Source organism: Streptomyces sp. 2-1, assembly GCF_048564895.1.
Classification (GTDB): Bacteria; Actinomycetota; Actinomycetes; order Streptomycetales; family Streptomycetaceae; genus Streptomyces; species Streptomyces phaeochromogenes.
The window spans coordinates 10,349,921-10,370,615 of the sequence record NZ_CP183383.1 but is presented as its reverse complement, the minus strand read 5'-3'; the positions used below and the strand labels follow the sequence as shown (position 1 = coordinate 10,370,615).

Here is a 20,695-nt window from a genome sequence, read left to right as displayed (position 1 = left end):
TACCCCGTCGTGGCGCTACCTCACCGTGGCGGTACCGCGTCACGTCTGCCTGCTGTTGATACGGCGGAGCAGTACGAACCCGGCGAGCAGGAGCAGCGCTCCGGCCGCGGCCGGCCACAACTGCGTCCCGGTGTCGGCGAGTCCGCCCGAGGTCGCCTGCGGTTCGAGCACCGAGGCGCTCGACGGTTCGGGGCCAGGCACAGCGCCGCCGAGGTCGTTGTCGTCGCCGCCCGTAGCCGCGGCATCGTCACTCTGGACGGCCGACGGGGACGATTCGGCCTTCGGGACCGCTTCGCCGTTGCCCTTGTCCTCGCCGTCGGCGGGGTTGGGGGCCTGGGTGCTGTCGGCGGAAGGCTTCTGCGTGTTCTCGGCGCCGTTGTCGGCGGGCTCGTCGTCCTGGTTGTTCCCACCGGACGGGGCGGTGGCGGTGGGCGACGGGGTGTCCTCGCCACCGTTGCCGTTGTCGCCGCCGTTGCCGTTCCCATTGCCGTTGTCCGCGGGGTCGTCGTCCCCGTTGTTCCCGCCGCCGGGCGGGTTCTCGGGCGTCGGCGACGGGGAGTTGCCGGGTTCCTCGCCCGCGCCGCCACCGTCACCGTCACCCGCACCGTCGGCGGCGTCGCACTTCCGGCCTCCGTTGATGCAGTCCACCATCTCCCCCATCAGGTCCTCGTCGAAGACGTTGATGAAGTCGCCGTGGTCGGTGACCGGCTTGTGCAGCTGCTCCGGGAAGGAGTCGACCGCGAACAGCGGAGTTGTACGTCCGCCGTCGTTCAGGCTGGGCGCGTCGATGTCGTAGACGATCCGCTGGACGAGCTGCGGGATGGCCTTGAAGCCGTTCCCGCAGACGCCGTTGGCGTCGGCGAAGGCCACGTGGGTGCGGTGGTTGGCGCTGTCGATGTTGTTGCCGTCCCAGCAGCTCTGGAACTTGAAGGTGCGGACCACGTCACTGCCCTGCGGGCAGAGCGGGTACTTGTCCTTCAGCTGCCGGTCCTCGAACCCGGTGCAGCTCCATGAGGCGTTGGCGTTGGCGGTGCCGTTGACGAACGCCTTGGCGTCTCCGGTGATGATGCGCAGCAGCTTCGGCATCTCGGTGACCTTGCTCTGCGGGTTGCCCACGAAGGTCATGGTCACCTGCTTCGGCGTGACGATCTCACCGGCGTTGCCCTCGATGCCACCGCCGGGAGAACCGGCGTCCTGCTCCTGGGCGCCGTTCTGCAGACGGATCACAGGCCAGAAGTACGAGGACTTGTCGCCCTGGTTCTCACAGGACGTATCGGCGTCGGCCAGGTCCTGGTCGCTCGCGAAGGCGTTGTTGCCCTGGTTGCCGACGTAGTCGTGGAAGTGGTGGGCGCCGTTGGTGACACCGGGGGCCACGATCACGTTGTCGGAGTTGAACAGGCCGTTCTCGTTCACACCGCAGGCGGTGCTGAAGGTGCCGCGGGAGGCGTTGCCCTGCTTGCGCGGGCTCTGCACGTTGGGCTGGACCGACTTGATGTCAACGAAGTCGGCGGCCACAGGGCCGTTGCCGGCCTGGCCGCCGTTGCCGCCCTGCTGATCACCCTGCTCGTCGCCCTGACCCTGGCCGTTGTCCTGGTTCTGACCGTTGTCCTGGCCTTCGCCCTGGTTCTGACCGTCCTGGTTGTCGCCCTGCTGCTGCTCTTCGCCGCCCTGCTCGCCGTTCTGTCCGTCGCCGCCCTGTTCGCCCTGGTTGCCCGAGGCGCGAAGTATGCAGGCCGCGAAGGCCTCGAGGCCCTGCGGACGGTCCCCCACCCGGTCGACGGCTATCGCGATCCGCTCGATGGTCGCGGCTCGCTTCTCCTTCAGCGGGTTCATGATCGAGTTCTCGGCGAAGGCACCGTCCTGCTGGATGGCCTGCGTCGACTGCTGCAACCGCTGGTAGGCCTCGGCGATCTGCTTGTCGAGGAGGGCGAGTTCCTTGTCGACCTCCGCCTTCGCCTCGTCCGGCACCGCCGTCAGCTGGCTGCCCACATCCGGGCAGTCGATGGTGGCGGCACCCGAGGCCAGGACCTGACCGGCCTGGCTCTGACCACTCTCGGAGGCCGTCGCGTAGACGTTCGCCGCTACCAGCCCACCTCCGCCCAGCATCAGCGCGACCGCCCCAATGGTCGCGCGTCGTGCGCCTGTTGGGCGTCTGCGCGTGTTGCGTCCCAAGGATCTACTCCTACGCTTCTGTTGCCGGAGCCGGCATGGCAATCCCCCGCCCTATACGGAGGGGAGGCCCCGAGTGTTCAAACGTCTCGCGGATTCATAGCAACCTCTCATGAACCAGCTCACCCGAGGGCGCCATACGGCTTCTTGCTCCTCGTCCGCGTACACGCTCCGTCGTCCGGCAGGTGTGCGAGGCCGGTCAATGTGACGGAGAGATACGGGCGCCTCCGAAGTGACGAGGACCTTACCCCAGAGAAGGGCGGCGAGCGCGCGTCGCGTCTGCGCCGCCTTCATCGCCGCGGAGCGGGAGCCGAGCCTGAAACGCCTTGCGGCGCCCGGCAGACAGGCCTGCCGGGCGCCGCGAAGTCAGGTTGTCGATGAGGGCGTGCCATCGCGTAGGTACTGGTGGCGGACGGGGTCCGGCGACGGCAGTCCTTATTACTGCCGGTAACCAACAAGGGCCGGAGCACCGTCGGTCACCGGCGTGGTGGACCGCCGGTTCACCAGCGCACGGGAAGTTCGCGGGCACCCCTGATCAACAGCCCCCGCATCCAGGGCAGCTCGGACTCGTTCGCGTCCAGCCTCAGGTCCGGGCAGCGTTCCAGGAGGGTGCGGATCGCGATACGCCCCTCCAGCCGGGCCAGCGGGGCGCCCAGGCAGTAGTGCAGGCCGTGGCCGAAGGCGATGTGGCCGCGCGAGTCCCGGCGGATGTCGAACCGGTCGGCCTGCTTGAAGCGCTCCGGATCACGGTCGGCGCCGGCCATGGCGATCAGGACGGTGGAACCGGCGGGGATGGTCACGCCACCCATCTCCACGTCCTCCAGCGCCAGTCGGTCCGTGCAGTTCTCCACCGGGCCGTCGTAGCGGAGCATTTCCTCGATCGCGCCATCGAGCAGCCCGAAGTCGGCTCGCAGGTCGGCCAGTTGGGCAGGATGCGCGAACAGGGCCCGCATGCCGTTGCCGATCAGGTTGACCGTGGTCTCGTGGCCGGCGATGAGCAACAGCACGCACATGCCGATGAGTTCGTCGGGTGAGAGCCGGTCGCCGCCCTCGTCCACGGTGTGGATCATCGCGCTCAGCAGATCCTGGCCGGGCCGGCTCCGCTTCGCCGCGACCAGTTCGGCGAGGTACGCCGGCATCTCCTGGTAGGCGCGCGCCTCCGCCTCCGGACTCGTACGGGCGACCATCTCGTTGGACCAGGCGCGGAAGGCGTCCCGGTCGAGCGCGGGCACGCCGAGCAGTTCGCAGATGACGGTCATGGGCAGCGGAAAGGCGAAGGACGCCACCAGGTCCGCCTGCCGTTCCTCCCCCGCGAGCATCGCGTCCAGCAGTTCGTCGGCGATCTCCTGGACGCGGGGGGCCAGAGCGTCGATACGGCGTGGGGTGAACTCCCTTGCCACCAGCCGCCGTAGCCGGGTGTGGTCCGGCGGGTCCGACATCAGCATGTGGGCGAGCGCCGGCTGGTCCTGCTCGGTGTTGACGATCTGGCCGATGTTCCCGGACTTGCGCCAGTCCCGGCTGAGCCGGGGGTCGGTGAAGGCGGCACGGCACGCGTCGTAACCGACGACGAACCACACCTCCTCACCGTCGGTGTCGAGCACCCGGTGTACGGGTCCGGCCGCGCGGAGTTCGGCGTAGACGGGATAGGGATCGCGGGTGAAGTCCCCGCCGAGTTGCTGCAGATCGACAACAGGCCCTGCTGACATGCTGTTTCCCCCTGATGATCGGTTGAAAAGCACGCTAACCGGGACCAGTCACAGGACCAATGGCTCTTTCGGCCAGGCGCGTCGAGCCATGCCGTACATGACATGCAGGGGCACCGCCGCGGGTGACTGGGGCTACCGGCTCACCGCGTACGTCCCTGTGGCCGGAGTGTGCTGGTCACGCTCCTAGGACTGCCGGAGCGGTTCGGCGGACGGTGGAACGGGCGACTGGTAGCCGCCGCTGGCCAGCATCCGCACCTCCCCCGCCGGGCTGATCTCGGCACGGAGAATGCCGGTGGGATCGCAGTAGACAGGGTTTCCGCCCGGTCCCAGGGTGTCGGTCCGTTCGACGACCACCTTGTCCGTGGTCGCGCCGACGCCCGATCCCTCATGGGTGAAGGTCAGCCGGTACCGGTCCGGGCTGTGCATGACGGCCTCCCGCACTCCAGGAACAAAAGCGCACAAATGTACCCCTCTCCATGATGCGGCGAGATCGTGCCGACGGCAGCATCGGACGGCCCGGGATCATCGGCACCGGGCCGCGTCCACCAGGTACCACCCCACATGCCTGGGCCGTGCTGTCCCAGGGACCTGAGGCCCTCCTTCCGCCATTGGTCTGGGCCACTCGCCCCGGGCCGTCGCCCCTCCCGGGGCATGACCCTCTCGCCTCATGGCGCCCGGCAGTGTAGACATGGGCTTATGGTCCGACTCTTGGGTCGATCCTGGGCTCGGTCGACCCCCCGCCTGGGCGGCCTGCGTGCGCGGCGCAGGCGTGACCGCCCTCGCCGGGCGCATGCGCGGCGAGCACGGCACACGCCGCGCCATCCAGTCGATCCTCGGGGGGCCCACGACGGCGGGCACGGGCCCTCGGCGGGGCTCCGGTCCGGGCTGGGCGGGCGCAGTGTCGCGGGCCAGGTGTTCGTCCTGCAAGTGGTGATCGTTCTGCTGCTCGTCGTGGCCGCGGTGGTGGCCCTTGTGCTGCAGGTGCGGCACGACAGCACCCAGGAGGCCACGAACCGCTCCCTGGCCGTCGCCGAGACGTTCGCCAATGCTCCCGGCACCCGCGAAGCCCTGAGTTCCTCCGATCCCACCGCGGTGCTCCAGCCGCGGGCCGAGGCGGCCCGTGAGCGGTCCAAGGTGGACTTCATCGTGGTGATGAACACCGACGGGGTCCGCTACACCCATCCCAAGCCCGACCGGATCGGCAAGAAGTTCGTCGGGACCCTCGAACCGGCGCTGGAGGGCCGCTCCTTCACCGAGGAGATCACGGGAACCATCGGGCCGCTGGTACAGGCCGTGGTCCCCGTCAAGTCGGACGACGGCGAGGTCGTGGGCCTGGTGTCGGCGGGCATCACGACCGAGAACGTCGGCGGTGTCGCGGACCGGCAGCTCCCGCTCCTGCTGACCGCGGCCGCCGCGGCTCTCGCCCTGGCCCTCGGCGGGACCGCACTGGTGAGCAGACGGCTCCTGCACCAGACACACGGGCTGGGCCCCTTCGAGATGACCCGGATGTACGAGCACCACGACGCGGTGCTGCACGCGGTCCGGGAAGGCGTGATGATCGCCAGCGGCGAGGGGCGGCTGCTGCTCGCCAACGACGAGGCGCACCGGCTGCTGGACCTCCCCCGGGACGCCGAGGGACGGCATGTGCTCGAACTCGGCCTCGACACGGACACGGCCGCCCTGCTGGCCTCGGGGCGCGTCGCGACGGACGAGGTGCATCTGGTCGGCGACCGGCTGCTGGCGATCAACCAGCGGCCCACGGACCTCAAGGGCGGCCCGGCAGGCAGCGTCGCGACACTCCGCGACTCGACCGAGCTGCGCGCCCTGTCCGGCAAGGCCGAGGTGGCGCGGGAGCATCTCAAGCTCCTGTACGACGCCGGGGTGGGCATCGGTACGGGCCTGGACGTGACCCGTACCGCCGAGGAACTGGCCGAGGTGGCGGTGCCGCGGTTCGCGGACTACGTCACCGTGGACCTGGCCGACGCCGTGCTGAGCGGCGAGGAGCCGGAGGCGGGCACCGATCTGCGGCGTACGGCGTTCAGCGGTATCCGCAAGGACGCTCCCCTCTATCCGGTGGGCGAGCGGATCAGATTCGTCGCATCCACGCCCCAGGCCCGCAGCATCGGCACCGGCCAGGCCGTGGTCGAGCCCAGCCTCCGGGAGGCTCCGGGGTGGCTCGCGCAGGATCTGGAGCGCACCGCGCAGGTAGTGGAGTACGGGATCCACTCGCTGATCATCGTTCCGGTGCGGGTGGGGCACCTGGTGATGGGCGTGGTCAACTTCTGGCGCTCGGAGAAGCCCGAGCCGTTCGACGAGGAGGAGCTGGCCCTCGCCGAGGAGCTGGTCGCCCGTGCCGCGGTCTCCATCGACAACGCGCGCCGCTACACGCGCGAGCACACCATGGCCGTCACGCTGCAGCGCAGCCTGCTGCCGCGCAATCTGCCCGAGCAGAGCGCCCTGGACATCGCCTACCGTTACCTGCCCGCGCAGGCGGGGGTGGGCGGTGACTGGTTCGACGTACTGCCGCTGTCCGGCGCCCGGGTCGCGCTCGTCGTGGGCGATGTCGTCGGCCACGGGCTGCACGCCGCGGCGACGATGGGGCGGCTGCGGACCGCCGTGCACAACTTCTCCGCGCTCGACCTGCCGCCCGACGAGCTGCTCGGACTCCTCGACGAGCTGGTCGGCCGCATCGACCAGGACGAGGCGGCGGAGGACAGCAGTGCCGCGATCACCGGCGCCACCTGTCTGTACGCCGTCTACGACCCGACCTCCCGGAAGTGCACCGTCGCCCGAGCGGGCCACCCACCGCCCGCCGTCGTCAGCCCCGACGGCAACGTGGAGTTCCCCGAGGTGCCCGCCGGTCCGCCGCTCGGTCTTGGCGGCCTCCCGTTCGAGACGGCCGAACTCGAACTGGCGGAGGGCAGCCGGCTGGTCCTCTACACGGACGGGCTCGTCGAGGACCGGGAGCGGGACATCGACGTCGGCCTCGAGCTGCTGCGCACCGCGCTGGCCGGCGCCGACCGGTCACCGGAGGACACCTGCCAGGGCGTCCTCAACGCCCTCCTCCCCGACCGGCCCGGTGACGACATCGCCCTGATCGTCGCCGGCACCCGTGCCCTCGGAGCCGACCGCATCGCCGAGTGGCAGGTGCCTTCCGACCCGGCCGCCGTCGGCGAGGTGCGCGCGTCGGTCACCCGTCAGCTGACCGAGTGGGGGCTGGACGACCTGGCGTTCGCCACGGAGCTGATGCTCAGCGAGCTGGTCACCAACGCGATCCGGTACGGCACGGGCCCCATCAAGGTCCGTATGCTGCGCGACCGCAGCCTGATCTGCGAGGTCTTCGACGGCAGCAACACCTCACCGCACCTGCGGTACGCGGCCAGCACGGACGAGGGCGGACGCGGACTGTTCCTCGTCGCCCAGCTCGCCGAACGCTGGGGCACCCGCTACACCCCCGCGGGCAAGGTCATCTGGACCGAACAGCCGCTGCCCTGAGGCCCCGCCTTGGGCTCGTCCGTGCACTCAGCCGTGCGAGGGGGGATCCTCGCCGGGTCCCGGGCGGGACTCGGACGGGTCCGAAGCCGGCCGGCTCGCGTCGGCCGGGCTCTCCTGTACGTTCCCGGCCTCCGGGACGTCCCCGGCCGCTACGGGCGTCATGCCACTGTTTCCCTGGAGACGCTCCAGGTCGTCGGGGCGTACCTGAATGACGAACAGGGCGATCAGGGCGCCCACGACGGCGATGATCGCCGCGACGATGAACGCGCTTGAAATGCCCGAGGTGAGCACCTGGTCGCTCCAGGGCGACGGGAGTTCGCCGGTTCTGCGGAACTCGAGGCGCTGGGCCGGGGTCGCCTCCGCCATGAAGTCGTTTACCTGATCGGTGGCTTCGTTGCGGCTGGCCGTGCCGAAGACGGTCACCAGCACCGACAGACCGAGCGAACCGCCCACCTGCTGGGTGGCGTTGAGGATGCCGGAGGCCGCCCCCGCGTCCTGCGACTCCACTCCCGAGACCGCCATCAGCGTCAGCGACACGAAGTTGAGACCCATGCCGAAGCCGAAGACCAGCATGGGGCCGAGGATGCTGCCCGCGTACGTGCTGTCGACCCCGGTCAGAGTGAGCCAGCCGAGTCCGATGGCGGACAGGACCGCGCCCACCGTCATGAAGGGCTTGGGCCCCCACTTGGGCAGCAGTTGTGAGGCGAATCCGGCACCGATGGCGATGATCGCGCTCACCGGCAGGAAGGCGAGACCGGCCTCCAGCGGGCTGAAGCCCAGGATGTTCTGCACGAAGAGCGTCAGGAAGAAGAACATCCCGAACATCGCGGCGGCCAGGCTCAGCATGATCGCGTAGACGCCCGCCCGGTTGCGGTCGCGGAACATCCACAGGGGCGTGATGGGCTGTTTCGACCTGCGCTCGATGGCGATGAACGCGGCGAGGAGCACGACGGCCGCCGCGAAGGCCGCGAGGGTGAGGCTGTCGCTCCAGCCGTCCTCCGAGGCGCGGATGAACCCGTAGACGAGCATCACCATGCCGACGGTGGACGTGAGCGCGCCGAGGATGTCGAAGTGGCCCGGATGGCGCTCGGACTCCCGGATGTAGCGGGGCGTCGCCAGCACGATCAGCAGGCCGATGGGCACGTTGACGAAGAGGACCCAGCGCCAGTCGAGCCACTCCACGAGGAGTCCGCCGGCCAGCAGGCCGATCGCGCTGCCGCCGGCCGAGACCGCGGCGAACACACCGAACGCCCTGTTCCGCTCGGGCCCTTCCTCGAACGTCGTGGTGATCAGCGAGAGGGCCGTCGGGGACGCGATGGCGCCGCCGACGCCCTGCAGCGAGCGGGCCGCGAGCAACTGCCAGGATTCCTGCGAGAGTCCGCCGAGCAGGGAGGCGAGCACGAAGAGCAGCACGCCGAACATGAAGACCCGGCGACGGCCGAGGATGTCGCCCAACCGCCCGCCGAGCAGGAGCAGACCGCCGAAGGTCAGCGTGTAGGCGTTGATCACCCAGGACAGGTTCTCGGTCGAGAAGCCGAGCGAGCTCTGGATGTGCGGGAGGGCGATGTTCACGATGGTGATGTCGAGGACCACCATCAGCTGGCAGGAGGCGATGACGAGAAGTGCGATCCCCCTGCCTCGGCCCCGCTCCGGGGACTTGGCAGATTCCGAGGGTGTCGTCTGAGCGCCCGTCATGGCATTTGTCCTGCGTGTACGACGACGTGAAGGTCGACGTTCGCTGTACCGACGGTAGTCCGGAGCGCCGAGCCTCACCAGTCGATCTTGCCCTGGTCCGAGTGGCTGCGGCGCCACTCGTCACTCGTCGGCGGCGGAACCCTGTTCGGAGACGGATGCCGTCTGCAGCCGCTGCGATCTGGTGTCGCGCTCGGCGTCGTGCTGCGCCAGCACGGAGAGCAGACCCGCGACCGAGAGCCCGGCATCGGCCGGATGGCGCAGGCCGGTCCCCGGCTCGATGTGGTACTCGTTCGTGCGCCCCTGCCTGGTGTGGGTGAGATAACCACCCTGCTCCAGATCGGAGATGATCTTCTGTACGGCCCGCTCCGTGAGTCGGCAACGTGCGGCGATGTCCCGGATACGGGTGTTCTGGTCATCGGCGATGGCAGCCAGTACGCGGGCGTGGTTGGTGAGGAAGGTCCAGCCGGAATGTGTCTCAGGTACTCCACCCATGCGCCACAGCATAGGTCCTGTCATTCACGCATTCAAAAGGACGAAAGAATTTTCATGTATCGCTTGACGTGTGACGCTCGGGAGCTGAGCCTGGGTGAGTTAGAAACGGCCGGATGCCTCAGGAGCGGCTGCCATGCGAGACACTGCACTTTCCGCGCAGTTCGAGAGCGGGTACGAGCCCGGCGGCGCGGCATCGGTCATCGCGGCGACGGGGCGTCCGCCGACGTCCCTCAAGATCGAGGCACACCAAACCGGTCCGCGCACAGCCGTCGTGATCGCCGGTGAGATCGACCTCGACGGCGAACAGACGCTGAAGCAGGTACTGCGCCGAGCCCTCGCCGAGTCGGTCACCGGCGTGGATCTCGATCTGAGCAGAGTCGAGTTCTGCGACTGCTCCGGTCTCAACGTCCTACTGCGCCTGCGTCGGCGTGCTCTCAAGGACGACAAGACCGTCGTCATACAGGCCGCCGACCCGGTGGTCGAGCGACTGCTCTCCCTCACCGAGACGTCGTCACTGTTCGCGCCCGCATACGCACCCACGCACGCGTCCACCGGCGAGGCCACCAGGGCCGTGGCCCTTCCCGGCCAGGACGCGCACCCCGACAAGGAACAGCGCCCCACGGAGGAGGACGCGTTGCACGACGAAGCCGAGCGGGACCTGCGGGCGGAAGTCGTCCAGCTCAAGCGCGCCATGCAGACCCGGCCGGTCATCGACCTGGCCCGCGGAGTCCTGATGGCCTCCTTCGGCCTGAGCCCCGAGAACGCCTGGAACGTCCTGGTGGCGGTCTCCCAGAACACCAACACCAAGCTCCACCACCTGGCCCAGGACATGGTGGGCGCCGTCCAGGGCGGACCTCTCCCCGAATCACTGCGACAGCACCTGGCGACGGCGGTCGCCGAACTCACCACTCCCCCACCCACCGACACGACCGACGTCGACGCCGACAAGGAGAAAGCGGGAGCCCCGGAAACAGAGCCGTGAACGGCGATGGTGGCACCTTTGGACCCTGCTCCACCCCGACCGCGCCACCGCCTCAGTCGTCGTCGAGACGCTCCGTGGACGTCGGTTCCCGGTGCAGCGCCTCCGTCACCTCTCGTTGGTAGTCGGTGTAGGCGGCGCGCAGAGCCGGGGCCGGCCAGGGGGTGGGGAGGAGGTCGTCGGGCAGGACGGGGTCGGTGACCAGGTGGCGGACCATGGCCGCGAAGGTGGCGAAACGGTCGGCCGGTTGGGTCAGTCGGGCCACGTTGGCCAGTAGCGCGCCCGCAGTGTGGGCCCAGTCGTCGAGCGGCCACAGGGTCGCGGCCAGGGCCCGGTCGGGCTGTTCGGGGCGTGCGGTGAAGCGTTGGGTGAACTCCGTGAGGTGGGTCGGCCAGGGTCGTCGCAGGTTGGCCGGGCGGAGCCAGACGCCCTCGCGCAGCTCCGCCAGTCGCAGGCGGGACAACTCGGCGCGCAGTTCGGCCCGTTCGGCGGGCCCTCGGCCGGTCGCGGTGACGACGACGGTCTCCCACGAACCGTCCCAGGCCCTCGTCCTCGGGTGGACCGCGTCGTCCTGGCGGCGCTGGCGCTCCAGGAGCCGTTCACTGAGCCGGTAGACCCCGTCGGCGCGGTCCAGGTCGCCCGCCGTCACCATCCGGCTGAGCGCGGCCCGCAGCGTGGAACCGGCGATGCCGAAGGGTTCGACGCTGCGGACCAGGTCCCGCACCGGAAGCTCCGGCGGATGCACGCCGAGCAGAAGGCTCAGGACGACCGACCGCGCGGACAGGGGGCGCAGTTCGACGTCGTCCGGCGACTGGGTGGCGTTCATCCGCATGGACCGCATTGTGCCCGGTCAGGCGAGGCGGGACCCGGGCGCGGCCCCGCCAGGCATGCGTGGGCGCCTCCCGCGTGGGCCGAGCACGCCCCAGAAGCCGTGTGTTACATCCTTGATGCGGTCGCAGGAATAGTGCAACACTGACGGCATGGTCCCGATACTCGCGCCCGAGCAGTCCGCCACGCACGACGTCACCAACCAGGCCCCGCCCCTCACCCCGTACGACGCCTCCGAGGACGCGGCCCTGCTGGAGGGGCTGCGCCGCGAGGGCGCCGGCTGGGCCGAGGAGGACGTACGGCGTCTGGGGCGTGTGGCCGGCGGTGAAGAGGCCCAGCTGTGGGGCGAGCAGGCCAACCGCCACGAGCCGGAGCTGCGTACGCACGACCGCTTCGGCAACCGGATCGACGAGGTCGACTTCCATCCGAGCTGGCACCGGCTGATGGGCGTCGCGGTGGCCGAGGGCCTGGGCGCCTCGCCCTGGGCGGACGACAGGTCCGGCGCCCATGTCGCCCGTTCCGCCGGCGGACTCGTGTGGGGCCACACCGACGCCGGACACGGCTGCCCCACCTCGATGACGTACGCGGCCGTACCCGCTCTGCGGCGCCAGCCCGAGCTGGCCGCGGTCTACGAACCCCTGCTGGTCAGCCGGGTCTACGATCCGGGACTGCGCGTCCCGGGCGAGAAGCGCGGGCTGCTGGCGGGCATGGGGATGACGGAGAGGCAGGGCGGCTCGGACGTCCGTACCAACACGACGGTGGCCGCGCCGACGGCCGAGCCGGGTGTGTTCACGCTGCGCGGCCACAAGTGGTTCACGTCGGCGCCGATGTGCGATGTGTTCCTGGTACTCGCCCAGGCGCCCGGCGGGCTGTCCTGTTTCCTCGTGCCGCGGATCCTGCCGGACGGCACCCGCAACACGTTCCGGATCCAGCGGCTGAAGGACAAGCTCGGCAACCGTTCCAACGCCTCCTCGGAGCCGGAGTTCGACAATACCGTCGCCTGGCTGGTCGGCCCCGAGGGGCAGGGCGTGAAGACGATCATCGAGATGGTCAACTGCACGCGTCTGGACTGCGTGATGATGAGCGCGACGCTCATGCGCAAGACCCTCGTCGAGGCGGGCCACCACACGAAGCACCGCGGCGCCTTCGGGGCACTGCTGATCGACCAGCCCCTCATGCGCAACGTACTGGCCGATCTGGCGCTGGAGTCCGAGGCCGCCACGACGCTCACCCTGCGGCTCGCGGGAGCCGCCGACCGGTCGATCCGCGGCGACGCGCAGGAGACGGCGTTCCGCCGGATCGCCACCGCCGTCGGCAAGTACTGGGTGACCAAGCGCGGTCCGGCCTTCACCGCCGAAGCCCTGGAGTGCCTGGGCGGCAACGGCTATGTGGAGGAGTCGGGCATGCCCCGCCACTACCGCGAGGCGCCCCTGCTCTCCATCTGGGAGGGGTCGGGCAACGTCAACGCCCTCGATGTGCTGCGTGCCCTCGGCCGCTCTCCCGACACCTCAGAAGCCCTGTTCACCGAACTCGCCCTGGCGCACGGGGCCGACGCCCGGCTCGACGCGGCCGTGCTCCGGCTGAAGGACCAGCTGTCCGACGTGCAGGGAGCCGAGACGGGCGCCCGCCGGCTGGTGGAGCTGATGGCACTGGCCCTGCAGGGCTCGCTCCTGGTCCGTCACGCCCCGGCCGCCGTCGCCGACGCCTTCTGCGCGACCCGGCTCGGCGGCGACTGGGGACACGCCTTCGGTACGCTCCCCGCCTCCGCCGACCTGGACGCGATCCTCAACCGCGCCCTGCCGGACGCCGGTTGATACTGCCGGGAAGCCGGTTGGCCGTGCCCGGGAGCCGGTTCGCCCTGCTCGGAAGCCCAGGTGCCTAGCTCTGAGCGGTCTCCGCGACATCGGCGGAGACCCTCTCGGCGGAGACCTTCTCGGCACCGATCCGCCGGATGCGTTCGGTGCCCCACGCCCCGAGGGAGGCCAGGGCGGCGTTGAGCGAGACGCCGTGCTCCGTCAGGGAGTACTCGACCTTCGGCGGCACCTCTCGGTACACCTCACGATGGACGAGCCCGTCCTCCTCCATCTCCCGCAGATGCTGGATCAGCATCTTCTCGCTGACGCCCGGCAGTCCGCGGCGCAGCTCGGCGAACCGGCGGACCCCGTAGTGGTCCAGCTCCCACAGGATCAGCGACTTCCACTTGCCGGCCACCACGTCCATGGCCGCGTCGATGCCGCAGAAATAGGGACCACGTCGTGCCGAGGTCGCCATCCGTCCCCCAAGACCCAAACCCCAAGAGGTACTTGAACCCCAAGGGGTACTTACTAACAGGTGAGTACCCGACTAATTAGTCCGTACTGGTCAACCCTACCGGCCCGGGAGAGGATCGAACCGAACCGCAAACACGAGGGGAAACGCCGGAAATGACGACCGACAACAGTGTCCGGGTGAGTGTTCTAGGGCTGGGTGCGATGGGGACCGCTCTCGCGGGCGCCCTGGTGAAGGCCGGATACACGACCACCTGCTGGAACCGCTCTCCGGGGAAGGCGGACGAACTCGTCGCGCAGGGCGCGGAGGTAGCCCCCACGGCCCGTGATGCGGTCCTGGCCGGCCGACTCGTGGTCGTGTGTCTGTTGGACCACGCGTCGGTCCATGAGGTCCTCGATCCGCTCTCCGACGAACTGGCCGGGCGAACCCTGGTCAACGTGACCACGACGTCCCCGGCGCAGTCACGGGAGTTCGCGGAGTGGGCCGCCCGAGCAGGGGTCGCGTATCTCGACGGCGGAATCATGGCCGTGCCGGACATGATCGGCCGACCCGGGGCCTCGATCCTCTACAGCGGATCGGCCGATGTCTTCGACGAGTACAAGTCGCTGCTCGAACTGTGGGGTACCAGTACCTACTTCGGTGAGGACGCCGGGCTGGCGTCCCTGTACGACCTCGCCCTGCTCGCAGGCATGTACGTCATGTTCGCCGGATTCCTGCACGGCGCCGCCATGGTCGCTCCGGCCGGTGTGACGGCGGGCGAGTTCGCCGCGCTGGCCGCGCCCTGGCTGACGGCCATGACCGGCGGCTTCCAGGGGTTCGCCGAGGTCATCGACGGCGGGGACTACACGGTGGCCGGGCAGCAGAGCCTCGTGTTCTCCGACCTCGGTGACCTCGTGGCCGCCAGTGCGGACCAGGGCATCGGCACCGAGGTGGTCGACATGGTCCAGCGGCTCATCCAGCGCCAGATCGACGCCGGCCACGGGGACGAGGGCTTCGCCCGGATCATCGAGAGCATCAGGCAACCGGCCTGAACGGGGTAGGCGGGCGCCAGAGGCCGGACAGGGGACTTCACCGGCCAGACCTCCTGCCGCTGGGGTCCCGCCCGCCTACAGTGGTGCGCCCGGACAAGAAGTGGGTCTGCCCAGGCAAGAGGTGGGCCGCCCAGGCAGGAGGTGACCGCTATGCCCGCTGCCGACGTACCGGCGACCCCAGCCCGAGCCCCCGCCCCCGCGGGAACCAGCCGCAGCACATCGGCCACGATCCAGCCGAACATCCTGCGCTATCTCACCTCGGTCGCCTTCGAGCGCGGTGTCGACCTGCGCCCGCATCTGGAGCAGGTCGGTCTGAGCGAGACCCTGATGCGTTCGGCGGCCCTCAGGGTCTCCTACCGTCAGGGCAGCGCGGTGATCCGGCGGGCCCTGGAACTCACCGGTGACGAACACCTGGGCATGAAGGTGGGCGCCGCTCAACACCTGACCGCCTGGGGGCTGCTCGGTTTCGCGCTCATGGCCGCGGAGAACCTGCGGCAGGCCGCCGAGACCGGGGTGACGTACCAGAATCTGTCCGGGGCGATGGTGGTGTGGTCGGCCGGCGAGGAGGACGACGGCTTCGCCATCCGTGCCGACCTGCCCGATCCCGCCATGGATCCGGGTGTCGCCGTCTTCCTGATCGAGGAGGCGCTGACCTCCGCGGTCACGCTGGCCCGATTGACCGTCGGCCCCGAATTCGGCCCGCGCGTGGCGGAGTTCGCGTTCCCCGCACCGGCCCACGGCGACCCGTACGGTGCCTTCTTCGGCTGTCCGGTCCGTTTCGGGGTCCCGGTCAGCCGTGTCGTCATCGACCCCGTGTGGGCCCGGGCGCCGATGCCGGGCCGGGATCCGGTGACGTTCGCGTCGGCGTTGGAGACGCTCGACGAGCAGATGGCCTCGCGTAGGCACCACCAGGAGCTGCTGGAGGTCATGGAGATCTCCATCGCGCAGAGCCTCCCGGTGGTGCCGTCGTTCGCCGAGCAGGCACGTCGGCACGCGGCCAGCGAGCGCACGCTCCGGCGCCGGCTGGCCGACTGCGGCACCACGTACGAGGCTCTCGTGGACGGGGTGCGCAGGGAGCGCGTCGAACAGTTGCTGCGACGCCCGGAACTGACCCTGCGTGACATCGCCCATCAGGCGGGTTTCTCCGACGAGCGGACCCTGCGCCGAGCGGTGCGCCGCTGGCACGGCACCTCTTCGCGGCGGCTTCGGGAGGACATGCTGGGCGCCGAGGGGCCTGCCCGGGGCTGACGCCGGACGGGGCGCCCTGTAGGCCCCGCATGCCCCCGTACGCCCCGTACCCGGCGGTCGGTCAGCGGCTGCGGATCCAGACGGTCTTCTCCCTGGTCCACTGCTCGAAGGCGTTCGTCGACTTCTCCGCGCCGCCGAAGCCGGACTCCTTCCAGCCGCCGAAGGGGGTCGTGATGTCGCCTTCGCTGTAGGAGTTGACGGAGACGACCCCGGCCTGGATGCCGCGTGCCAGGCGGAGGGCGGCGTCGAGGTCGCGGGTCCACACGGAGGCCGCGAGCCCGTACGCGGTGGCGTTGGCCAGGGCGATCGCCTCGGTCTCCGAGGTGAAGGTCTGCAGCGTCACGACCGGCCCGAACAGCTCCTTGGTGAGGACGTCGCTGCCTTCGGGCGCGTGGGTGACGACGGTCGGCGGGTAGTAGGCGCCGCGCGACGGCAGACCGTCGGGCAGACCCGCGGTGTGGATGTGGGCTCCGGCGGACCGCGCGGCCTCCACGGCTCCCGCGACCCGGTCGAAGGCGGCACGATTGATGAGCGGGCCGATGTGCGTTCGTGGGTCGGCCGGGTCGCCGATGACCAGGTCCCTCGCGGCGACCGTGAACCGGGCCAGGACATCGTCGGCGATGCTCCGATGGACCAGGATGCGGGAGCCCGCCGTGCAGTTCTGGCCCATCGTCAGGAACGCGGCCTCGATCATGCCGTCGATGAGCTCGTCCCCGTAGGCGAGGGCGTCGGCCATCAGCACCTGGGGGCTCTTGCCGCCCATCTCCATTGAGACGCGCTTGAAGTTGGTCTCGGCCGCGTCCTTGAGGATCCGCCGCCCGGTGTCGGTGGACCCGGTGAACGACAGCGCGCCGACGAGGGGGCTGCGGGCCAAGGCGGCCCCGGCGACCGGGCCGTATCCGGGCAGGACCGTGAGGACACCGTCCGGGACGCCCGCCTCGGCGGCGAGAGCGGCCAGGTGGAGCGCCGAACGCGGTGTCGCCTCGGCGGGCTTGACCAGCAGGCAGTTTCCGGCGGCCAGCGCGGGCCCGACCTTCCACGCGGTCATGGCCAGCGGGTAGTTCCACGGCAGGATCGCCGCGACCACACCGATGGGCTCCCGGATCGTCAGGCCCAGGCTGTCGGACCCGGTGGGGGCCACCCGGCCGAAGACCTTGTCGGCCGCTTCGGCGAACCAGCGGATCGACTCGATCGCGCCGGGTACGTCACCCTCCCGGCACTCGGAGATCGGCTTGCCCGCGTCCTCGCTGTCCAGCCGGGCCAGCAGCTCGCCGTCGCGTTCCATGAGACCGGCCAGCCGCAGCAGCACCGCGCTCCGCTCGCGGACCGGCAACCGCGACCAGACTCCCGAGTCGAAGACCTGTTGGGCCTGCTCGGCGGCCTTGGCGACATCCTCGGCCGTCGTGGCGGGGATCGTGGTGTTCAGTTCCCCCGTCGTGGGGTTGAGTACGCGCAGTACGGACCGGCTCTCCACTGTGGTCATGCCTCTTCCACCAGTTCCCATCGGTCGTCGACCCTGCACGCCAGCCCCCGGCGGCGCAGGTCCTCCAGATAGCGGGCCATGCCGCGATCGCCTCTCCTGCGGAAGAGCGGGAGGACCTTGGGCAGCAGGTTCGGCGCGAGCATCGCGAACCGGACGAGCCACGACTCACCTGGCCGGGCGTAGGCCTCCAGGCGGGGCCTGTCCAGCAGGCTGACAACGGCCGCCACGACGTCGGCGGGCTGCTGCGGCGGGTCCTGGAACTGCATGGAGTTGCCGCCGTCCACGGCCTCCTGGCGCAGCATGCGGGTGTCGGTGGCGGACGGGAGCACCGACCCGGCGAGGATGCCCTTGCTCCGCAGGTCGAGCCCGATGGAGAGCATCGCGCCCCGCAGTCCGAACTTCGAGGCCGTGTAGATGGGCGTCTCGCCCAGCGGGAAGATCCCGCCGAGGGAGACGGTGGTGACCACCCGGGCGTCCCGGGAGGCCTGGAGCAGGGGTATCGCGATCCTGGTCGCGATCAGCGGGGAGGTCAGGTTGAGGGTGATCTCCCGCTCGATGCTCTCGACACTGCGGACGTCGAAGCGTTCGGCGCTGGTCATGCCCACGTTGTTGACCAGCACGTCGAGCCGGCCGTACGTGTCGGCGACCAGGTCGAAGAGACGCTCCACCTGGACGCGGTCCAGGACGTCGCAGCCGATGCCCAGGTGCCCGGTGCCGTGCAGTTCGTCGGCGGTCTTCTCGGCGCGGGCCGCGTCGATGTCGACGACCACGCAGCGGGCACCGCCGGAGGCGAATCGACGGCACATCGCGCTGCCGATACCGCCCGCGCCGCCGGTCACCAGCATGACCTTGTCGGTGAAGTCGAAGCCGCTCACGACACCACCTCCGCACGCCGCGGGGACTTCACCGGCGGTGGCTGCCCCTCGGTGCGCCAGCCCATCCGGGCCGCGATCCTGCCGAGGTGCTTCACGATGGTCGCGCTGTCGACGTAGCCGGTGTGACGGGGCGAGGCGACGAACTTCAGGCCCCCGGTCAGGTCCGGTCGGTCGTTGCGGATCATCTGCGCGAAACGCTCCGCGTTCGGCAGCCCGTGTCGCGTGTCGTGGATGTACCCGGCGATCAACTGCGCCTGGGTGTCGAAGAGTTGGTACGCACCGGAGTTGGTCTCGATGAAGCCGACGCCGAACAGCCCCCGGTGCTCGCGGGAGAACGACGACAGATACAGATCGGGGTGCTGTTCGTCGCCGAAGTACTTCTGCGCGACCGGCACCTTGTGCACATAGCCGGTGGCCATGAGGACGAGGTCGAAGTCGCCGCTCGTGCCGTCGGTGAAGTGGACGGTGCTGCCCTCGGCGCGGGCTATCCCCGGTTTGGCGGTGATGTCCCCGTGCTGGAGGTGGTGGATCAGCATCGAGTTGACCGCGGGGTGCGTCTCGAACAGCCTGTGGTCCGGCTTCTGCAGGCCCAGGCGCCTCGGGTCGCCGTTGACGATCCGCAGGAGGGCGCCGAAGACCCGCTGCTCCAGCCACATCGGCAGCTTCGGCCCGCCGGCCGCGATGGTGTCCACCGGTCGCCCGAACAGATGCTTGGGGATGAACCAGTAGCCGCGCCGCATGCTGATCACCGCGTGGTCCGCGCTGCGCGCCGCGTCGCAGGCGATGTCGCAGCCGGAGTTGCCCGCGCCCACGACCAGCACCCGCTTCCCGCGCAGTTCCTCCGCGCTGCGAAAGCCGACGGTGTGGCGGACCTCGCCGGTGAAGTCCCCCGGCAGCTCGGGGAGGTTGGGGTGCCACTGTGCGCCCGTACACACCACGACCTCGCCGTGCACGCTCTGCCGTCCGTCGGCCCGGGTGACGGTCCAGGTCCCGTCCGCGTTCTTCTCGACGCCCTCGACCCCGACGCCGAACTCGATCCGGTCCGTCAGCCCGTAGGCGTCGGCGAACGACCGCAGGTACGACAGGATCTGGCGGTGCGGGGGATAGTCCGCGAAGTGGTCGGGCATCGGCCAGCCGCCGAATCCCGAGAGCGTCCTGCTGGAGATGAAGTGGGCCGACTCGTACATCGGACTGCCGGGATTGTCGATGTCCCAGATGCCGCCGGGCCCGGTGTGCCGCTCCAGATGCGTGTACGGCAGGTTCCTCTCGGCCAGGGCCCTCGCGACCGCCAGCCCGGCAGGTCCCGCCCCGATGACACAGGTGTCGTACTGGGTCTTCTCCACGAGCCCGCCTCCTTTCTCCTCGCACTTCGCCGGTGTTGCCGGAAACCTATGCACCGGGCGCTCGGCGCGAACTGGTCCGCGCGGCCAGGGAGGGGACCTCGGCGGCCATACGTCTGCCTCCCTGGGCCCGGGCCCTCCACCGGGCGGCACCGGGCCCGGCCGAAGGCCTGTCCCGAGCCTTGTCGACCTCGATTCCCGGACCTAGACTCGAAATCGAACTGAAGTGGGTTCAGCTATCTGGATCCAACGGCTCGCGGACGGGAGTGAACGGAATGCTGGGTTCTCTCGACGGCAAGACCGCCCTCGTCACCGGGGCGGGCCAGGGCATCGGGCGGGCGATCGCCGTGGAGCTCGCCCTCCAGGGGGCCTCGGCGGTCGCCGTCGCCGACCGGAACGAGGAACCCGCCGCTGAGACGGCCGAGCTGGTGCGCGCGGCGGGGGCGAAGGCGGAGTCGATCGTCTGCGATCTGCGGGTGCGCAGCGACATCGAGGCGATGGTGACGCGTTCGGCGGAGCGGTTCGACGGACTGGACGTGCTGGTCAACAACGCCGGGGTGATCGAGACCACGTTCACGGCCGACCCCGGCCGGAGCGTCGACACACTCTCCGAGGAGGTGTGGGACGCGGTCTACGAGGTCAACCTCAAGGCCGTGTGGCTCACCACCAAGTACGCGGCGCCGTTCCTGCGTGCTTCCCGGCGTGGCCCGGCCATCGTGAACACCGCGTCCGTCTCCGGTCTCACCGGTTTCCCGAACGCCCCCGCCTACGGCGTCACGAAGGCGGGCGTCATCCATCTGACCAAGGTCACCGCCGTCGATCTCGCCCCCGTGCGCTGCAACTGCTTCTGCCCCGGCGTCATCGACACACCGCTCGCGCAGGACTTCTTCACGGCGGCCGAGGACCGTGACGCGATGGAACGGGAGCTGACCGCACCGCAGTTGGTGGACCGGCTCGGACGGCCGGAGGAGGTGGCCCGGCTCGCCTGCTTCCTGGCGTCCGACGACGCGGCGTTCATCACGGGCTCCTCGTATGTGATCGACGGCGGCGCGCTGGCCTGGCGCGGCGTCAAGGGCTGAGCACGTG

General features: G+C 70.0%; 16 protein-coding genes. 6 read left to right on the top strand and 10 right to left on the bottom strand.

Features of this window, described 5'->3' with window-relative positions:
* Nucleotides 1-39 precede the first annotated feature (39 nt).
* The 3 genes from ACN20J_RS45305 to ACN20J_RS45295 form a co-directional block, all read right to left on the bottom strand.
* Complete coding sequence (locus ACN20J_RS45305) at nt 40-2,106, bottom strand: DUF1996 domain-containing protein (protein WP_419669071.1); 2,067 nt, start codon at nt 2,104-2,106, stop codon at nt 40-42.
* A gap of 563 nt (nt 2,107-2,669) precedes the next feature.
* Nucleotides 2,670-3,875 (bottom strand): cytochrome P450 family protein, encoded by a 1,206-nt coding sequence (locus ACN20J_RS45300; RefSeq protein WP_361886395.1) that lies wholly within the window; start codon nt 3,873-3,875, stop codon nt 2,670-2,672.
* Between the two features lie 183 nt (nt 3,876-4,058).
* Nucleotides 4,059-4,301: a DUF6296 family protein gene (locus ACN20J_RS45295; RefSeq protein ID WP_189842651.1), complete on the bottom strand. Its 243-nt coding sequence runs from the start codon at nt 4,299-4,301 to the stop codon at nt 4,059-4,061.
* Between the two features lie 270 nt (nt 4,302-4,571).
* On the opposite strand from ACN20J_RS45295, the gene ACN20J_RS45290 reads away from it, so the two are divergent.
* Nucleotides 4,572-7,370: a SpoIIE family protein phosphatase gene (locus ACN20J_RS45290; RefSeq protein WP_419668303.1), complete on the top strand. Its 2,799-nt coding sequence runs from the start codon at nt 4,572-4,574 to the stop codon at nt 7,368-7,370.
* Nucleotides 7,371-7,397: 27 nt separating this feature from the next.
* Here the strand turns inward: ACN20J_RS45290 and ACN20J_RS45285 are convergent, their stop codons facing one another.
* The gene (locus tag ACN20J_RS45285; RefSeq protein ID WP_419668302.1) at nt 7,398-9,065 is read right to left on the bottom strand and encodes an MFS transporter; all 1,668 of its coding nucleotides are present in this window, start codon (nt 9,063-9,065) and stop codon (nt 7,398-7,400) included.
* Between the two features lie 120 nt (nt 9,066-9,185).
* On the bottom strand, nt 9,186-9,557 hold the full coding sequence (locus ACN20J_RS45280; RefSeq protein WP_189842654.1) for a helix-turn-helix transcriptional regulator: 372 nt from the start codon (nt 9,555-9,557) through the stop codon (nt 9,186-9,188).
* A gap of 133 nt (nt 9,558-9,690) precedes the next feature.
* Between ACN20J_RS45280 and ACN20J_RS45275 the strand changes: the two genes are divergently transcribed.
* A complete protein-coding gene (locus tag ACN20J_RS45275) occupies nt 9,691-10,539 on the top strand; it encodes an anti-sigma factor antagonist (RefSeq protein ID WP_419668301.1) in 849 nt (282 codons plus the stop codon).
* Nucleotides 10,540-10,591: 52 nt separating this feature from the next.
* Here the strand turns inward: ACN20J_RS45275 and ACN20J_RS45270 are convergent, their stop codons facing one another.
* Complete coding sequence (locus ACN20J_RS45270; protein ID WP_419668300.1) at nt 10,592-11,368, bottom strand: PaaX family transcriptional regulator C-terminal domain-containing protein; 777 nt, start codon at nt 11,366-11,368, stop codon at nt 10,592-10,594.
* 148 nt (nt 11,369-11,516) lie between these two features.
* Between ACN20J_RS45270 and ACN20J_RS45265 the strand changes: the two genes are divergently transcribed.
* A complete protein-coding gene (locus ACN20J_RS45265) occupies nt 11,517-13,178 on the top strand; it encodes an acyl-CoA dehydrogenase family protein (RefSeq protein WP_419668299.1) in 1,662 nt (553 codons plus the stop codon).
* Nucleotides 13,179-13,242: 64 nt separating this feature from the next.
* Here ACN20J_RS45265 and ACN20J_RS45260 read toward each other — a convergent pair whose 3' ends face one another.
* Nucleotides 13,243-13,635, bottom strand: coding sequence for a winged helix-turn-helix transcriptional regulator (locus ACN20J_RS45260; protein ID WP_189842657.1), 393 nt, complete (start codon nt 13,633-13,635; stop codon nt 13,243-13,245).
* A gap of 176 nt (nt 13,636-13,811) precedes the next feature.
* Here ACN20J_RS45260 and ACN20J_RS45255 point away from each other — a divergent pair, with 176 nt between their 5' ends.
* Nucleotides 13,812-14,663 (top strand): NAD(P)-dependent oxidoreductase, encoded by an 852-nt coding sequence (locus ACN20J_RS45255; RefSeq protein WP_419668298.1) that lies wholly within the window; start codon nt 13,812-13,814, stop codon nt 14,661-14,663.
* 150 nt (nt 14,664-14,813) lie between these two features.
* The gene (locus ACN20J_RS45250) at nt 14,814-15,911 is read left to right on the top strand and encodes an AraC family transcriptional regulator (protein WP_419668297.1); all 1,098 of its coding nucleotides are present in this window, start codon (nt 14,814-14,816) and stop codon (nt 15,909-15,911) included.
* A 61-nt stretch (nt 15,912-15,972) separates the two neighbouring features.
* Here the strand turns inward: ACN20J_RS45250 and ACN20J_RS45245 are convergent, their stop codons facing one another.
* From ACN20J_RS45245 to ACN20J_RS45235, 3 genes are read right to left on the bottom strand one after another with little or no spacing between them, the layout of a single operon-like run.
* A complete protein-coding gene (locus tag ACN20J_RS45245; protein ID WP_419668296.1) occupies nt 15,973-17,415 on the bottom strand; it encodes an aldehyde dehydrogenase family protein in 1,443 nt (480 codons plus the stop codon).
* A complete protein-coding gene (locus ACN20J_RS45240) occupies nt 17,391-18,269 on the bottom strand; it encodes an SDR family NAD(P)-dependent oxidoreductase (protein WP_213089909.1) in 879 nt (292 codons plus the stop codon). Before ACN20J_RS45240 ends, ACN20J_RS45245 begins: the two co-directional genes overlap by 25 nt.
* Nucleotides 18,266-19,612 (bottom strand): flavin-containing monooxygenase, encoded by a 1,347-nt coding sequence (locus ACN20J_RS45235; protein ID WP_419668295.1) that lies wholly within the window; start codon nt 19,610-19,612, stop codon nt 18,266-18,268. The genes ACN20J_RS45240 and ACN20J_RS45235 overlap by 4 nt, the downstream gene beginning before the upstream one ends.
* Nucleotides 19,613-19,884: 272 nt before the next feature.
* Between ACN20J_RS45235 and ACN20J_RS45230 the strand changes: the two genes are divergently transcribed.
* Nucleotides 19,885-20,688: an SDR family NAD(P)-dependent oxidoreductase gene (locus ACN20J_RS45230; RefSeq protein WP_190230038.1), complete on the top strand. Its 804-nt coding sequence runs from the start codon at nt 19,885-19,887 to the stop codon at nt 20,686-20,688.
* The last annotated feature ends 7 nt before the right edge of the window (nt 20,689-20,695 follow it).

Bases quoted from the DNA above. Each gene is read 5' to 3' on its own strand.
- ACN20J_RS45280 (WP_189842654.1), bottom strand. From the start codon at position 9,557: ATGGGTGGAGTACCTGAGACACATTCCGGCTGGACCTTCCTCACCAAC.
- ACN20J_RS45250 (WP_419668297.1), top strand. From the start codon at position 14,814: ATGCCCGCTGCCGACGTACCGGCGACCCCAGCCCGAGCCCCCGCCCCC.
- ACN20J_RS45275 (WP_419668301.1), top strand. From the start codon at position 9,691: ATGCGAGACACTGCACTTTCCGCGCAGTTCGAGAGCGGGTACGAGCCC.
- ACN20J_RS45260 (WP_189842657.1), bottom strand. From the start codon at position 13,635: ATGGCGACCTCGGCACGACGTGGTCCCTATTTCTGCGGCATCGACGCG.
- ACN20J_RS45290 (WP_419668303.1), top strand. From the start codon at position 4,572: ATGGTCCGACTCTTGGGTCGATCCTGGGCTCGGTCGACCCCCCGCCTG.
- ACN20J_RS45300 (WP_361886395.1), bottom strand. From the start codon at position 3,875: ATGTCAGCAGGGCCTGTTGTCGATCTGCAGCAACTCGGCGGGGACTTC.
- ACN20J_RS45245 (WP_419668296.1), bottom strand. From the start codon at position 17,415: ATGGGAACTGGTGGAAGAGGCATGACCACAGTGGAGAGCCGGTCCGTA.
- ACN20J_RS45285 (WP_419668302.1), bottom strand. From the start codon at position 9,065: ATGACGGGCGCTCAGACGACACCCTCGGAATCTGCCAAGTCCCCGGAG.
- ACN20J_RS45230 (WP_190230038.1), top strand. From the start codon at position 19,885: ATGCTGGGTTCTCTCGACGGCAAGACCGCCCTCGTCACCGGGGCGGGC.
- ACN20J_RS45305 (WP_419669071.1), bottom strand. From the start codon at position 2,106: ATGCTGGGCGGAGGTGGGCTGGTAGCGGCGAACGTCTACGCGACGGCC.
- ACN20J_RS45295 (WP_189842651.1), bottom strand. From the start codon at position 4,301: ATGCACAGCCCGGACCGGTACCGGCTGACCTTCACCCATGAGGGATCG.
- ACN20J_RS45265 (WP_419668299.1), top strand. From the start codon at position 11,517: ATGGTCCCGATACTCGCGCCCGAGCAGTCCGCCACGCACGACGTCACC.
- ACN20J_RS45270 (WP_419668300.1), bottom strand. From the start codon at position 11,368: ATGCGGATGAACGCCACCCAGTCGCCGGACGACGTCGAACTGCGCCCC.